General features: G+C 39.9%; 14 protein-coding genes. 8 read left to right on the forward strand and 6 right to left on the reverse strand.

Annotation, left to right across the window (positions count from 1 at the left end):
• Positions 1-137 precede the first annotated feature (137 nt).
• The 3 genes from AC4IFE_RS13225 to AC4IFE_RS13235 form a co-directional block, all read right to left on the reverse strand.
• Positions 138-947, reverse strand: a complete 810-nt coding sequence (locus AC4IFE_RS13225; protein WP_490757654.1) for a glucose 1-dehydrogenase — start codon at positions 945-947, stop codon at positions 138-140.
• A 73-nt stretch (positions 948-1020) separates the two neighbouring features.
• Positions 1021-1494 (reverse strand): GNAT family N-acetyltransferase, encoded by a 474-nt coding sequence (locus AC4IFE_RS13230; protein ID WP_490757655.1) that lies wholly within the window; start codon positions 1492-1494, stop codon positions 1021-1023.
• Between the two features lie 4 nt (positions 1495-1498).
• A complete protein-coding gene (locus tag AC4IFE_RS13235; protein WP_490757656.1) occupies positions 1499-2116 on the reverse strand; it encodes a DUF1684 domain-containing protein in 618 nt (205 codons plus the stop codon).
• Positions 2117-2253: 137 nt separating this feature from the next.
• Here AC4IFE_RS13235 and AC4IFE_RS13240 point away from each other — a divergent pair, with 137 nt between their 5' ends.
• Positions 2254-3837 carry a GMC family oxidoreductase N-terminal domain-containing protein gene (locus tag AC4IFE_RS13240; protein ID WP_490757657.1) on the forward strand — a complete coding sequence of 528 codons (1584 nt, stop codon included), beginning with the start codon at positions 2254-2256 and terminating at the stop codon, positions 3835-3837.
• Between the two features lie 2 nt (positions 3838-3839).
• Here AC4IFE_RS13240 and AC4IFE_RS13245 read toward each other — a convergent pair whose 3' ends face one another.
• The 3 genes from AC4IFE_RS13245 to mqo form a co-directional block, all read right to left on the reverse strand.
• A complete protein-coding gene (locus AC4IFE_RS13245; RefSeq protein WP_490757766.1) occupies positions 3840-4706 on the reverse strand; it encodes an AadS family aminoglycoside 6-adenylyltransferase in 867 nt (288 codons plus the stop codon).
• A gap of 8 nt (positions 4707-4714) precedes the next feature.
• Entirely contained in the window at positions 4715-5215 is a 501-nt protein-coding gene (locus AC4IFE_RS13250) for a hypothetical protein (RefSeq protein ID WP_490757658.1), read from the reverse strand.
• 113 nt (positions 5216-5328) lie between these two features.
• Entirely contained in the window at positions 5329-6834 is a 1506-nt protein-coding gene (gene mqo / locus AC4IFE_RS13255; protein ID WP_490757659.1) for a malate dehydrogenase (quinone), read from the reverse strand.
• A 293-nt stretch (positions 6835-7127) separates the two neighbouring features.
• On the opposite strand from mqo, the gene AC4IFE_RS13260 reads away from it, so the two are divergent.
• The 7 genes from AC4IFE_RS13260 to AC4IFE_RS13290 all read left to right on the forward strand — a co-directional run bounded on the left by AC4IFE_RS13260 (position 7128) and on the right by AC4IFE_RS13290 (position 16194).
• Complete coding sequence (locus AC4IFE_RS13260; RefSeq protein WP_490757660.1) at positions 7128-8525, forward strand: aminopeptidase P family protein; 1398 nt, start codon at positions 7128-7130, stop codon at positions 8523-8525.
• 298 nt (positions 8526-8823) lie between these two features.
• Positions 8824-9741, forward strand: a complete 918-nt coding sequence (locus AC4IFE_RS13265; RefSeq protein WP_490757661.1) for a dihydrodipicolinate synthase family protein — start codon at positions 8824-8826, stop codon at positions 9739-9741.
• A 10-nt stretch (positions 9742-9751) separates the two neighbouring features.
• A complete protein-coding gene (locus AC4IFE_RS13270; protein ID WP_490757662.1) occupies positions 9752-11338 on the forward strand; it encodes an aldehyde dehydrogenase (NADP(+)) in 1587 nt (528 codons plus the stop codon).
• Entirely contained in the window at positions 11331-12332 is a 1002-nt protein-coding gene (locus AC4IFE_RS13275) for a 4-hydroxyproline epimerase (RefSeq protein WP_490757663.1), read from the forward strand. Before AC4IFE_RS13270 ends, AC4IFE_RS13275 begins: the two co-directional genes overlap by 8 nt.
• Before the next feature lie 32 nt (positions 12333-12364).
• The gene (locus tag AC4IFE_RS13280) at positions 12365-13606 is read left to right on the forward strand and encodes an NAD(P)/FAD-dependent oxidoreductase (protein ID WP_490757664.1); all 1242 of its coding nucleotides are present in this window, start codon (positions 12365-12367) and stop codon (positions 13604-13606) included.
• Between the two features lie 149 nt (positions 13607-13755).
• On the forward strand, positions 13756-14655 hold the full coding sequence (locus AC4IFE_RS13285) for an AraC family transcriptional regulator (protein WP_490757665.1): 900 nt from the start codon (positions 13756-13758) through the stop codon (positions 14653-14655).
• Positions 14656-15093: 438 nt separating this feature from the next.
• Positions 15094-16194 (forward strand): phage tail-like protein, encoded by a 1101-nt coding sequence (locus AC4IFE_RS13290; protein WP_490757666.1) that lies wholly within the window; start codon positions 15094-15096, stop codon positions 16192-16194.
• Positions 16195-16198 lie beyond the last annotated feature (4 nt).

Consider the following 16198-nt stretch of genomic DNA (forward strand, 5'->3'; position numbering starts at 1 on the left):
ATTGATTTTTGTATAATATAAATGTTTTGTGAAACAAGAGTTTAGATTTTAAACATGAGGTATCAGATATTGAAATAAGAAATGCTGTTATATTTAACTAGCAGTTTCTCCACTCTAATACTCTAACACTCCCAAATCTATCCTCCAGTAGAAAAACTCTCAAAAGTGGTCATTGCCCCGTCTACAAAAATGCTGGTTCCTGTGATGTAATCCGCCAGGTCACTTGCTAAAAAAACAGCTAAATTCCCGATGTCCTGTGGCTGACCAATTCTATTGTAAGGGATAAGGTTGAGCAGTGAATTCAAAGCTTCCGGGGTACTCCACGCGTCTTTATTAATCGGTGTCTGAATAGCACCCGGACAGATGGAATTAACACGGATTTTGTCAGCTCCATATTCCTGTGCCAGGGTTTGCATGAGCATCCTGATTGCCCCTTTACTCGCCGCATAATTGGCATGGCCCGCCCAAGGGATAATCTCATGAACTGAACTTATATGAATAATTTTTCCGCAGGCAATGGAACGGGACGGATCTATACCACGGCGCAAAAATTCTTTTATAGCTTCGCGGGCACAGAGAAACTGTCCGGTGAGATTCACTCCTATCACCGCATTCCACTGATCGAGAGTCATCTCAGTAAATTTGGCATCTTTTTGAATTCCGGCATTATTGATTAAAATATCTACCGTTCCGAATTGAGAAACGGTATCCTGAAACATTTTGACAACCTGATCTTCTTTGGAGACATCACACTGGTACGTGATCCCTTTTCCGCCGGCATCTGTAATTTCTTTCAGGACAGCTTGTGCCTCATCTGTTGATCTTTCTGAAGAATGGTTGACAATAACTGTTGCTCCCGCAGAAGCCAGAGATTTTGCTATTCCTGAACCTATTCCGCTTGAGCCTCCTGTAACGACAGCTACCTGATTACGAAGTGATATTTCCATATTTTACTATTTGGTTTTACTCAAAGTTATGGAAAGAAATCAGCAGGATGGAATTTTTGAATTTAAAATTTTCTTAAAATTTTTTATACATCAGATATTGGGGACCGCTTCTTCCTGTTCTGGTTTTACCGTCGTACTGATAACCTGCTTTCAGGTAGATATGATACGCATAAACATTTTTCTGGTTAACTGCAAGAACGATTTCATCGCAATGTGGAAAATTTTCCCTGACAAAACCGTCTACTTTGTGCATCGCAGTTTTACCAATTCCTTTTCCCTGTAAGCCGGGATTTATAGACAAAGATCTCAACAAAACAGATTTTTCATTGTCAGTAAGATCCAGTTTATCTTCTCCAAAATCCAGGACAAAAAAACCTGCAGGCTTTTCATCATCGAAGATGGTCACTGCAAATTCTTTTCCGTCATTTCTGCCATTAATTCTCGCTAAAGCCTTTTCTACCGTTGAAGTATATTGCAGTTGATTTTCATCCAGAGCGTAATTAAGCTCCGTGAAATCGGATTCTTTAAAAAATTCTAATCTGACCATATGCTTAATGATGATAAACATCCTGGTACATCACACCGGCTCTGATCTCTACCGGAAGCTTATTTTCTTCAGGCACGACAGGACAGTTGTAGTCGTAAGCATTGTATGCACAGTAAGGCTGATAGGACTGATTGAAATCCAGGATGATGGTATTTCCTTTTGGAATCTTCAGATCCATATATTTTCCGCCCCCGTAGGTTTCTTTTTCATTGGTAGCATCACGGAAGGGAAGAAATAAATAATCTTTATATTTTTTCTGCTTAATCAGATCAAGACTTTGATACAAGGTCAGTGTATAGGATTTTCCGTCCAGCTGAAATATTGCTTTTCCGTATTCCTTATAAGATTTCGTTTTACCGGAAGAAGTTGGAAGCTCAAAAGGTCTGGCATTTTTTGTTTTACTGAATTCAGCAGTGACAATATATTTTAAATCTACCGGAAAGAACGGATGTCCTTTAAAACTGGTAAAATTATCTCCACGCAAAGGCGTTTCCTTTGGGTTAAGATATTCTGCATTGAGATCTTCCTGAAACTTCCTGATCTCCATGATCTCTTTTGACACCATTTTTTGAGAAAAGATAAAAAGCGGAAACAGCAGGAACAGTAAAATATATTTTTTCATGATTTTTTCAAAAACTATGAGTAAAACTATGAATTTTTCATGGCATGAAAAGTTAAAATTGTAATAAAAAAACACAATCTGTTTTAAATAATCCATACTCCAATTTCTTTAGCATATTTTTTGACCCTACAAAGTACATGGACAGAAAGAAATTCATTAAGACAGGCATTCTCGCAATATCAGGTTTTTATTTCCTTAATTCCAATCTGTTTCAGGCTATGCAGCCCACAGCTGGTAAAGAAGAAAAAAATATCATAGATGCTCCCATCTTAATTGTTGGAAGCGGATACGGAGGTGCTGTTTCTGCCCTTCGCCTCTGCGAAGCCGGAAAAAAGGTTATTATGCTGGAAATGGGCCTTAACTGGGAAAAATCCGGGATTCCGTTTTCTAGTATGCTGAAGCCCGGGAAAAGTGCTGCATGGCTGAAAAAAAAGACGGTTGCGCCGTTCATGAATATCTTTTCTCTGACACCTTTTACAGGAACTCTGGACAGAATGGATTTTGAAAATATTAATATCTGGGTTGGCAGGGGCGTTGGCGGTGGTTCCTTAGTGAATGGCGGAATGGCAGTAACTCCGAAAGAAAACTATTTCAAAGAGATATTTCCTGATCTGGATGCTGAAAAGTTCTACAGCCACTACTTTCCCCTGGTACACAAAGAACTCAAGGTAAATATTATTGATGAGCAGTTTTTAAAGGATTGTCCTTATTATAAATTTACAAGAGTAGGTGAAGCAGAAGCCCATAAAGCAGGCTTTAAAACCATACGGGTTCCAAATGTCTACGACTTTCAGTATATGGAAAAGGAATATAAAAATGAAGTTCCCCGCTCTGCTTTTAACACTGAGGTGATCTACGGGAATAATCACGGTAAGAACAGCCTGGATAAAACATATCTTAAAAAAGCCCTGGAAACCGGAAATCTTGAGATCCTGGATCTGCACTGTGTTGAAAATATTAAACTTAATGAGGATAAAACCTATACTTTGGAAGTTGAGCAAACCGATACTTCGGGAGCTGTAATTTCTGATAAAGTATTCAACTGTAAGAAGCTGGTTCTGGCTGCAGGTACGATGGGAACTTTAAAACTGCTTTTACATTCTAATGCAGTCAATGGTTTTCCCATTCATGAACAGATCGGAAAAAACTGGGGAAACAACGGGAATTTCATGACCGGCAGAAACTGGGTAAAACCACTTTCAGGGGGAACAGGCTCCAAGCAATCCACTATTCCTGTGGGCGGTATAGATAACTGGGATGATAAGGAACATCCTTTTTTCACAGAAATCGCTCCGCTTCCCATGGGAATGGATGTGGCTACTGCATTGTATCTGCTGATCAACCGGGTGGATAAAAAGGGAGAGGTTACTTATGACAGCGCAAAGAAAAATCTCAGCCTGAACTGGGACCAGAGCCATACCGCTAAAATGAGGGAAAATGCTGATTATTTCATAAAGAAGATGAACAGAGCCAATGGCGGAACAAGAAGCCATTTTTTATTTAATAACGGCTTCGGTGCAGATGTGTGCTACCATCCGTTGGGTGGCTGTGTTTTAGGTAAAGCGACTAATGAATACGGAAAATTAAAAGGTCATGAAAATCTTTATATCCTGGATGGATCTTTGATTCCGGGAACCATTGGTGTCAATCCGTTTGTAACGATCACCGCCATTGCAGAATACTGTATGGAAAACCTTATCACGCAGAATGAATTTGCCTGATGTCAGGGCATAGATTTCACCTCATCAAGGTATTTCCTGATGTCATGTTCATGTTTCTGGGGATATTCAAAATCAAGTTTCTTTGCCAAAGCTGTTCCCAGCTCGTGTACAAGATCCGCAGCGGCATACAGAGCATGCCAGTTATCATTAATATTGCTGCCGGAAAACGTAGCTTCTACCCGTGTCCAGAGTTCTGCAGAAAGATATTTCCTGAAAAGGCGGCCATGTTTATTGGTCGTTATATTTTTCCAGTCATGAGAGCTGGCAATATACCATTCGATGAGAGGAATGAGATAATCTGTTCTGATCACATCTTCGGACATAAATTTGGCATAAAACAGATCTCCGCGTTTAAGACATTTTGCAACATAGGTTGTATCCCACCAGAAATCATTGATTAATTGCTGAAATCTCTGTTGTGTTGGCTTTTGGATCATGACAGACTGATAGGTCGGCATTTTCAGATCTTTAGTAAGGCTGTCTTTATCCACCAGGACTTTATAGCCCACATCCCAATCTTCGGGAAGACTTTCCTCTTGACAGTCTTTTATAAATTCTGATTTCTGATAAAGTTTAAAATCAACCTTTACATGATTGGCATACAGCACCATTTTCATGGCGTGCTTTCCGTCAAAATAAGTCTCATCTTCTTCGACCATGGAAATAGGCTCACCAAAAAGATAAATCCATTTTTTATCAGCCTCATATTCCTTCATGTTTTCAAAAACCATCTCTACATCGAGATCGCTGAAATCATCTACAGGCGCATAGGGATTCACCAGTGAACTGGTCAGCAGTACAGCACGGATGTCAGGATTATTTTCTGCCCAACTGATGATCTGCTTCAGTTTTTCATCACGTGCTTTCATCATTCCCGTTAATAAGATTCTGAAATTTTCACGCGGTAAACATCCAGAGAATTTCTTTTGATAGATTCCACAAAGAAGCCTCCTTCTTCCGGAATAACTTCTTTGAGATCGAAACTTTTACAGTCTCTCGGCAAACCGGAAAACACCAACGTAAACCAGAAATCCCGCATAAACGGTACCGGCGTCCAGTTAGGATATATCGTTATGTTTTCAGCATGAATCAGCTTGCTTTTATGCTCAGACTGGTTATCAAGAAGATAAGTGGAATTCCATATCCTGATCAGATTACCCAGAAACGGTGATGCAGGAAAACAGCAGTGTACAATAACCTGCTTCTCCTCTTCTATTTTGGTTTGAAGAGACTCCAGGAGTTCTTTAGCAATTACAGGCTTTACAATTATTTCTTCCACCTCCATAAATAATGAGTAATAGGTAATGAGTGATGAGTAATATGAATGGTGAATAGTCAATTGTGAATTTTTAATTCTGCTTAAATATTTATTTTTCATTTATTAGGCAAAATAATAATGAATCAAAAACCTCAATAGTTTGAAGTCTAAATCCCGATTCACATATCACTTGCGAAGCAAAATTCACAATTGACTATTCACCATTCACTTTTTTAATATTCTAATTCCAGCTTTTCTTTTGTATAATTTCTCACCTTTTCAGTCAGCTCCGGGTTGTGGGCTAATTTCTGTCCGTAAGAAGGAACCATTTCCAGCAACTTGTCTTTCCATTCGCCTTGTAATTTTTCAGGGAAACATTTTTCGAGAACATTCAGCATGGCATATACTGCTGTGGAGGCTCCCGGAGAAGCACCAAGCAATGAGGCAATGGTTCCGCTTTTATTTACAACGACTTCAGTTCCGAATTCCAGCTTTCCACCTTCTTTTTCATCTTTTTTAATGATCTGCACTCTCTGCCCGGCTACTTTCAGTTCCCAGTCTTCTTCTTTGGCATCTTTGATGAATTCTCTCAGGTGCTGCATTCTCTGAGACTTTGTCATCGCCACCTGCTGAATAAGGTATTTGGTCAAAGGAAGATTATGCCACCATGCCCCGAATAGTGATCTTAAGTTTTTTGTATTAACACTTTCAGGCAGATCCAGATAACTTCCCTCTTTCAGGAATTTTGTAGAAAATCCGGCAAAAGGCCCAAAAAGAAGCGCTTTTTTACCGTCAATAATTCTAAGATCCAGGTGAGGAACCGACATCGGCGGAGCATCTACTGTCGCCTGGGTGTATACTTTTGCATGGTGCTTTTCTACCAGTTCCTGATTATGACTCACGAGCCACTGACCGGAAACAGGGAAACCTCCATAGCCTTCACTTTCTTTAATATCCGAACTGTCCAGCAACGGAAGTGCGTAACCTCCGGCACCAATAAATACAAAATCAGCGACTACTTCCTGTTTATGATTGTGGATTCTGTCTTTCACCTTCATTTCCCATTTGCCATCTTCTCTAGGATCAACGTCTTTTACTTCGTGGTACAGGAATACCTCAACATTGGAGTCTTCCAGCAGATGCCTCCCCATTTTTCTGGTTAATGTTCCGAAGTTAACATCTGTTCCCATATCCATTTTAGTCGCAGCCATTATTTCAGACTGATTTCTTTTGCTCATCACCAAGGGAAGCCATTCTCTGAGCTGCTCATGATCCGTGGAGTATTTCATTCCGGAAAACAGCACGGAACCGGACATTTTTTCGTGACGCTTTCTAAGATATTCTGCATCTTTTTCGCCGAATACCAGACTCATATGCGGACATGAATTAATAAAATCTTTAGGATCCTGAACGTATCCTTTAGTAACCAGATATGCCCAGAACTGTTTCGACATTTCAAACTGCTCTGCGATACTTTCCGCCTTGGTAATATCAACAGTTCCATCTGATTTTTCAGGAGTATAATTGAGTTCGCAGAAAGCTGAATGCCCCGTCCCTGCATTATTCCAGGCCGCTGTACTTTCTTTTGCAAACCTGCCAAGCCTTTCGAATATGGCGATTTCCAGATTGGGATCAAATTCGTGAAGCAGTGTTGCTAAAGTGGCGCTCATGATTCCGCCGCCTATCAGTACAACGTCATATTTTGGCTTCGGTGTTCTGCTTGTAAGCGAGTGTGGCATAATTCTAAATTTTACATCAAATTTCGGGAAAAGTTTTAAAAGTAAGAATGGGTTTAACTATTTTAACACGTTAATTTTTTATGCTTAAACTGTTTTCTAACCAACAGAAAAAATCTAGGATACAGTTAATACTGCATTATTGAAATAAGTAATCGAATCATATTTCGTTTTTTATTTATAACTTTTATATTTTAGCTTATAATTTGCAAATATCAACCACATTTTAGCCGGTTATCAAAATATTAATCAGTTAATATCCGCTTTTTAAGATATTTGTTTTAATACTTAATGATATGTTTGAAAAGAAGGTATACGTTCAACGACGTTCTGCATTAAAATCGAAATTAAATTCAGGGATATTGCTCTTTTTGGGTAATGAAGACAGCCCTATGAACTTTAAAGATAATATTTATCACTTCAGACAGGACAGTACCTTTCTGTATTATTTTGGGATCAACGAACCTTCACTGGCAGCCATTATCGATCTGGATGAAGATGAAACCATTCTATTCGGAAATGAAATGAGTATTGACGATATTGTGTGGATGGGCAGGCAGAAAACGCTAGCCGAAAAAAGTGCAGATTCCGGCTTATCAAATGTTGCTCCGCTGGACCAACTTGATATTTATCTCAAAAAATATCAGGCAAAAAACCGCACCGTCCATTTTTTACCACCTTACCGTCCGGAAAATAAAATTAAACTGGCGAATTGGTTTGATATTCCCATAGATCAGCTTAAAGAACATGCATCATTAAGCTTCATAAAAGCCGTTGTTGCACAGCGTTCAATAAAATCGGCTGAGGAAATTGCAGAACTGGATCGTGCAGCATCGATATCGGCTAATATTCATTTGATGGTGATGCAACAGGCAAAGGCCGGAATGTTTGAGCGCGAACTTGCCGCAAAAATACAAAACGAAGCACTGGCTTCAGGAGGTAACCTGGCTTATCCGGTAATCTTAACGGTTCAGGGTGAAATTCTCCACAACCACTATTACGGGAATCAGCTTAAGGAGGGCCAATTAGTTTTAAACGATTCCGGAGTGGAAACCGCTTTAGGATATGCCGGCGATCTTACCCGTACTTTTCCTGTAGGCAAAACATTCAGTGCAGAGCAAAAAGATGTTTATGATATTGTACTCAGTGCCTATCATCATGCAAAAAGTCTCTTGGCACCTGGTGTAAGGTATCTGGATGTGCATTTGGCCTCATGCAAAATACTGGCACAGGGCTTAAAAGATATCGGCCTGATGAAAGGTAATATTGAGGATGCAGTAAACGCTGGTGCCCATGCTATGTTTTTTCAGTGCGGTACAGGCCACATGATGGGTCTGGATGTGCATGATATGGAAGATCTGGGAGAACAATATGTAGGATATACTGATGATCTCATTAAAAATACGACCCAGTTTGGTCTTAAATCTTTAAGGTTGGGTAAAGCACTGGAAGCAGGTTATGTGTTAACGGTTGAGCCTGGTATTTACATTATCCCTGAGCTCATTGACCGTTGGAAAGCGTCTAATCAGTTTACCGAATACATCAATTATGATAAACTGGAAACTTTCAGAAATTTCAGCGGCATCAGAGTAGAAGATGATTTCCTGATTACTGAAAGCGGAAGCAGAATGTTGGGTAAACATTTGGCTTTAACTACTGAAGAAATCGAATCAATCAGGAGCCAAACTTATTAAAAAATTCTATAGTCCCGTCAGATTCCAACATCTGACCTATTCACAGATGGTATTCTTCCGAAAAAGAATACCATTTTTTGTTTATTTGCAGCACTATTTTCCGGCACAGCGGGACCTTCTTTCATTCAGAATTTCATCTGGTTATTAACGTTATTAAAACAGTATAATTCCGGCTGGTATTGGTTAAAATCCAATAACTTAAATCTGGATTTATCCTCTAATTTTGAAGAAATAATGTTTTAATCAGCTAAGCAAAAGGCTGATCAACACTTTTATCAATTACAAAAAATAAAAATACATGAGTATACAATGGACTGGGGTTTTCCCTGCTGTAACGACGAAGTTTACTGCGAACGATGAATTAGATTTTCCGGCATTTGATTTAAATATTGAGGCACAATTAGAAGCTGGTGCAGAAGGTATTATTTTAGGAGGCACATTGGGTGAGGCAAGTGTTTTAAGTGATGATGAGAAAATCGAAATTTTAAAACATACGCTTGAAACTGTAAATGGCCGGGTTCCGGTTTTACTAAACATTGCAGAACCTACTACCAAAAAAGCAATTGCTGCGGCCCAAAAAGCTGAAGAAGCAGGAGCACAGGGATTAATGCTACTGCCACCTATGCGTTATTTGGCGGATTCTGACGAAACCCTTGAATACTTAACAGAAGTGGCTAAAAGCACAAAATTACCGATCATGATTTACAACAACCCAGTTGATTATAAAATCGAGGTCACTTTGGATATGTTCGAAGAATTGGCCAAATACCCTAACATACAGGCTATAAAAGAAAGCACCCGGGATATTTCTAACATAACGCGTTTAATTAACCGTTTCGGCGACCGTTTCGCCATTTTCACCGGTGTTGATCCAATTGCCATGGAAAGTATTGTAATGGGCTGCGTAGGATGGGTTGCCGGATTAGTGTGTGCCTTCCCTAAAGAAACGGTTGCGATCTTCCGCCTGGTAAAAGAAAACAGAACCGCTGAAGCTTTAAAAATCCACCGTTGGTTCTTACCAATTTTGGAACTGGATACCCATCCTAAATTGGTTCAGTATATTAAACTGGCCGAAGTAGGTACCGGGATCGGAACAGAAAGAACAAGAGCACCACGTTTAGCTTTAAAAGGCGCAGAACGAGAAAGGGTATTGAAAATAATTAACGATGGTATAGCAACCAGACCGGAATTGCCTGCTGGCAGCTGGGGTAAATAGTAAAAAAACTATGAACGGAAAAAATATTGTAGCCCATACATATACCCAAGTTAGTGAAGGAAGCCTTAAAGCTGTTAATCCCGCAACGGGATTAACACTTGACGGCGAATTCTTTAAAGCTAACGAAAGCCTTGTTAATGACAGTCTGATATCCGCAACAACAGCTTTCCAAAGCTATAGAACATTAAATAAAGACCTTAAAGCCACTTTCTTAAACGCCATTGCCGACGAAATTACAAATATTGGGGAAGAACTTGTTAATCGGGCTTCGGCAGAAAGTGGTTTACCTTTGGCCCGTCTGCAGGGAGAGCTGGGCAGAACAACAGGTCAGTTAAGGTTATTTGCCAATCTCGTTGCTGAGGGTTCCTGGGTAGATGCCATTATTGATACAGCATTACCTGACAGACAACCTCTGCCACGACCTGACATCAGACGAATGCTAATCCCAATCGGGCCGGTAGTCGTTTTTGGAGCCAGTAACTTCCCGCTTGCTTTTTCAGTTGCGGGTGGTGATACGGCTTCAGCGTTAGCTTCAGGTTGTCCGGTGATTGTTAAAGCGCATCCTGCCCATTTCGGAGCCAGCGCTTTGGTAGGCGGTGCTATCCTCAAAGCTGCTGAAAAAACGGGAATGCCAAAAGGTGTTTTCTCTTTATTATACGATGATGGTTATACAGTTGGTGCTGCTTTGATTCAGCATCCCTTAACTAAGGCGGTAACTTTTACAGGTTCGTTTAAAGGAGGTATGGCTTTGGTTCATCTTGCGCAGCAACGCGAACAGCCTATTCCGGTTTTTGCTGAAATGGGCAGTATCAATCCTGTTATTTTTCTTCCCGAAACCATAGAAAACCGGGCTGAAGAACTGGCTAAAAAATATGCGGCATCCATTACTCTGGGAGCCGGGCAGTTTTGTACCAATCCCGGCTTACTGTTAGCAATACAATCTCCGGCACTTGAAAACTTTAAAAATGTTTTAAAAGATTCTATTGCCGTTATTCCATCGGCAACCATGCTTACTGAAGGAATTGCCAGTAATTACAGTCAGCTTTCTTCTGAGATTATAAATGAGACTGGTGTTACTCTTTTATCAGCTTCAACAGTAAAGAACAACGAACTTCAAAACCAATCTCAAGCTAAAATTGCACAGGTTAGCGCCAGCAATTTTATTAAGAATCCGAAACTTCGTGAAGAAATTTTCGGTCCATATTCACTTTTGGTCGTTGCACAGGATAGTTCCGAACTAGAAAAAACAATCGATGTACTGGAAGGGCAACTTACGGTGACCCTAATGGCTGAAAAAAATGAACTTCAGAATTACCGGACTTTAATCAATAAATTGACCGATAAAACCGGAAGGATTATCTTAAACGGAGTTCCTACAGGCGTAGAAGTTTGTGCGGCTATGCAGCATGGAGGCCCCTTCCCCGCTACTAACGACAGCAGGTTCACCTCAGTAGGTTCTACCGCTATTAATCGTTTTGTAAGGCCACTGGCCTATCAGGATTGGGACCCGGAACTATTACCTGATGAATTAAAGGATGGAAATCCTTTAGGTATTTTCAGAACGGTTAATCAGCAATTAACAAACTCTTATGAATAAAACCTTTTTTTGTGTGGATGCACATACTTGCGGCAACCCCGTTAGGTTGGTTGCAGGTGGAGGTCCTCAGCTTGTTGGTTCAAATATGAGCGAAAAGCGCCAGCATTTTTTAAAAGAATTCGATTGGATCAGAACAGGTCTGATGTTCGAACCACGCGGACATGATATGATGTCGGGTAGCATTCTTTATCCACCACACGACCCCAATAACGATGTGGCGGTTCTCTTTATCGAAACCAGTGGTTGCCTGCCTATGTGTGGTCACGGAACTATCGGTACCATTACCATCGCTATAGAAGAAGGGCTCATCTGTCCAAAAGTACCCGGAGTGATCAGAATGGAGGCCCCGGCGGGATTGGTCTTGATCGAATATAAGCAGGAAGGAAAAAAAGTTAAGTCCGTTAAACTTAAAAATGTAGCCTCCTATCTTGCTGCTGAAAATCTACAGGTAGAATGTCCGGATTTAGGTACACTTACTTTTGATGTAGCTTACGGTGGAAATTTCTATGCTATTGTAGATCCTCAGGAAAATTTTCCGGGACTGGAAAATTATACCGCTTCGCAACTGATTACCTGGAGCCAGACCATCAGAAAAAGGATCAACGAGCAATATACTTTTGTCCATCCTTCAGACCCAACGATCAATGGCTGTAGTCATGTCCTGTGGACAGGTAAAACCATCGATCCTGCATCAACTGCCAGAAATGCTGTTTTTTACGGAGATAAAGCAATCGATCGGTCACCTTGCGGAACAGGAACTTCTGCCCGTATGGCTCAATGGTATGCTAAAGGGAAATTAAAACCGGGTGAAGATTTCATCCATGAAAGTTTTATCGGCAGCAAGTTTACAGGAAAGGTTGAAGAGGAAGTGGAACTTAACGGGATCAAAGCAATCATTCCAAGTGTAGAAGGCTGGGCCAAAATATATGGTTATAACACTCTTAAAATTGATCCTGAAGACGATCCTTATGCTTATGGGTTTCAGGTGATTTAGGTTAAATTTTAAGAAGATTTTAAAATAGAAGAATGTCGAAAGTATTGATTATAGGAGGAGGAATTGTGGGCCTGACCTCAGCCTATTACCTACAAAAAAAAGGCTATGAGGTAACCGTTTTAGATAAGGGTGATATCACGGACAACTGCTCATTTGGTAATGCAGGAATGATTGTGCCCAGCCATTTTGTTCCCCTGGCAGCGCCCGGAATGGTTAAGCAAGGTATCCGATGGATGTTTAACAGTAAAAGCCCGTTTTATGTGCGCCCTTCATTAAATGCAGATCTTATCAGATGGGGATTCAGGTTTATGAAACATGCCACAGCAAAACATGTGAACCATTCGGCAGAACCTTTACGTGATCTTTCCCTGCTCAGTAAAAAATTATATGAAGACTTCGCCGGAGAACCGGGGTTTGATTTCGAACTTACCCATAACGGTATTTTAGCGTTTTACAAAACCGAGAAAGCCGGAGAGGAGGAAGCACATCTGGCAGCAAGAGCAATTGAGCTTGGCCTGGATATGGCTGTATTAAATGCTTCCGAATGTAGTTTGTTACAGCCTGATTTAAATTTGGATGTTTTAGGTGCCGTCCATTACCGTTGCGATGCCCATCTTTATCCTACCAAGATGATGAATTCTTTGCTTCAATATTTAACCGGTAATGGGGTTAAGATAGTGCGGGGTAAAGAAGTGGATAGAATGGAGACAGCAGGAAAACGTGTGGTCAAAGTTTTTACAGGAAAGCAAAGCTGGGAAGCTGACCAATTTGTAATTGCAACGGGTTCATGGTCGCCGGCAATAGCAAAAATGGCAGGTGTTAACATCTCTTTAATGCCCGGCAAAGGCTACTCATTTATGGAACCTGAACCCGAAAACCGTTTAACCATACCGGCATTGCTATGCGAGGCAAGAGTGGCCCTTACCCCTATGAACGGCCAGATCAGGTATGGTGGCACCATGGAACTGGATAAGATAAATACCAGCATAAATAGGCAACGGGTTAAAGGAATTGTAGAATCTGTTCCCCAATATTTCCCGGATTTAAAACCTGTACTTCCGGCAGAAAAAGATATCTGGTACGGTTTCCGTCCTTCATCTCCTGATGGTTTGCCTTATATTGGAAGAAGTGAAAAAAGAGAAAATTTAATCGTCGCTACCGGTCATGGCATGATGGGAATGAGTTTAGGCCCGGCAACAGGCTTACTAGTAAGTCAGATTGCTTCAGGAATGGCTACCGAGCTTAAATTGGACCCTTTTGCAGTGGCCCGGTAAGGACTTAACATTCTCCCAGCTAATTTTTATAAGACGCTTTTATTCAAATATTATCGGAATATAGCAATATTTTAACCTTATTTTATATTTAGCATTTTTATTTGGGTTAATATCATTAATTTCAATCCGGAATTGATAAACCCTTTATTATGAAAGTTTTACCCTTTACCATCCTTGTACCCAAAGATAAAAGTGTGATATCGGAGTATATTGAACTCCCTCATTTTTATCCATACCTTCACCGGCATGATGAATGGCAGATTACATACGTAGAACGTGGTGAGGGAACATTAATTGCCGGTAGCGATATGCATGCTTTCCAGTCGGGAGATATTTTTGTGATCGGTGCCAAACTTCCGCATTTATTTAAAAATAATCCGGAATATTTTTCCGTAGACAGTGATAAGGTGATCAAGGCCTGTTCTATTTATTTTAATCCCAATGGTATCCTGGCCTCCTTGTTTAATTTGCCCGAAATGAAGATCGCGAAAGCTTTTTTAGACAAAAACAAACATGGCTTTAAAGTTCCCTATGGTTTTACCAAAGACATCATCCCGCAAATCTTTACGATTCATCAGGCAGCAGGTACGGATGTGCTATTCAGTTTTGTGAAACTGATTAATACTTTACAGGGTCTGAACGAAAATGTAGAACTGATCTGTTCTGATCTGTATTCATCCAATTTCAGTGAGAATGAAGGGATGCGGCTGAGTAAAATCATTAATTTCATTACAGAGAACTACAATAACCCTATTTCACTGGAAGATGTTGCCAACACTGCTTTTATGACACCGCAGGCTTTCTGCAGGTATTTTAAAAAACATACAGGCCATACCTTTATTTCTTTTTTGAATGAAGTAAGAGTGAATGCAGCCTGTAAAAACCTTATTTCCAGAGAAAAAACCGATTGTATTTCAGAAGTCGCCTACAGAGCAGGATTTAATAGTATTACCAATTTCAACAGGGTATTTAAAAGCGTTATCGGACAATCTCCAAAGTCCTATATCGATACCTACAACAATCTAAGCAAGATCAACCGTCCAGGCTAGTAAACATAAAGTTTCATATTTTTTTGGATTTAGCTTACTTATTGCAGGCCAATGAGATACAAATCTGCTCCCAGGTACCACAAGAAGCAGAAAACAGTCCAAATTATTTCATGTGAAATAATTTTTTTTATATTATTTTTTTATCACACAAAATAATTAAGCAATTCAATTCTAATTTAGTGTAATTATAAGATCACTTAAGTTTACACAAAGAAAGTCCCTGCTAACAATCAATCACAAAAGTAAATTTATCAAAAAACAGTGATAAATTTAAATATTTCATATCAAATATCAAAAACAGGTGAAAAATACTAAAAATCTCACCTGAAATTTTATTAAAGACCTAAACACATAACCATTTATTTATGTAACTTGCATCAAATTAATACGATAATAATTAAATCGTATTAGAATTATTTCGAATTTAAAATAACAGAGATGAAAATTTTTAACCTGGCGGGTATTTTACTCGCCCCATTGCTATTTTCCCAAAGTGGAAATATAGGAATCAACACGTCCACCCCGGACAACAGTGCCATTTTACACATTGAAAATTTTAGTGGAACCCCTGCAACGGCTACAGCTACTGTATCTGGCGGTGTGGTCACTGGAATCAGTATTAACAATGGAGGCAGCGGCTACACAAGCCCACCCACCGTTAATTTCTATGGCGGAGGTTCTGTTGTAAGCGGAGGTACTAAAGCAAAAGCTACAGCCACCGTTTCAGGAGGCGTAATTACCGGCATTACGATCAACAGTGGAGGTACTGGCTATACCACTGCACCAACTATCGTAATTTCGGGAGGGAATAAAGGACTTTTATTTCCAAATTTGAACCTGGCTAATCTAAGCAGCACGACTACCCCGGTAGCTTCACCGGCTGATGGTTTGATAGCGTATAATGGCGGTGCAAACAGCAATAATAAAGCTCTGCATTTCTTTAATTCCACAACCAACCAATGGCAAAGCTCTCTTGATGCTGAAGATACTCCCAAGATCGCTTACATACAGCTTACGGGAAATCTGCCTTTACTGGATAATTCTATTCAGGGCATCAGTGACAGGCTTTTAAAGAATCCTCTTTCCACTTCTGCCGTTTCTAATATTAACGGTTTTAAAGTATTGCCTTATGATAATGCTTATTCTTTAATTTTACCACAGGGAAATTATCTGGTGGAAGTAAATCTTAACCTTAACTCTCCCCAGGAAAACCCTGCCGGATTTAACGGAACAGCTCCTTTAGCAGGAAGTACCTACTATATTATGGGCTACTTCATAGATTTTTACAGTGATGTATATAATAATTCAACAGGAATTTTTACAGCGGGAACTGCTTCAAGAAAAGAAATTCCTATAGTCTCTAAAGTAAGTACCAACCACCTTGCTACATGGTCGTTCTATTACAGTGTACCCGCTAATGCCAATACCAATATCATAGGAGGATTAAGATTATATCTAGGAAGAATGCAGGGAAGCACATTCTATGACCTGGTAAACGTCATTGGAGACGAGTCTTACATTAAAATATCTAAGCTTTAAAAAC

The organism is Chryseobacterium sp. UF-81 (genome assembly GCF_058245105.1).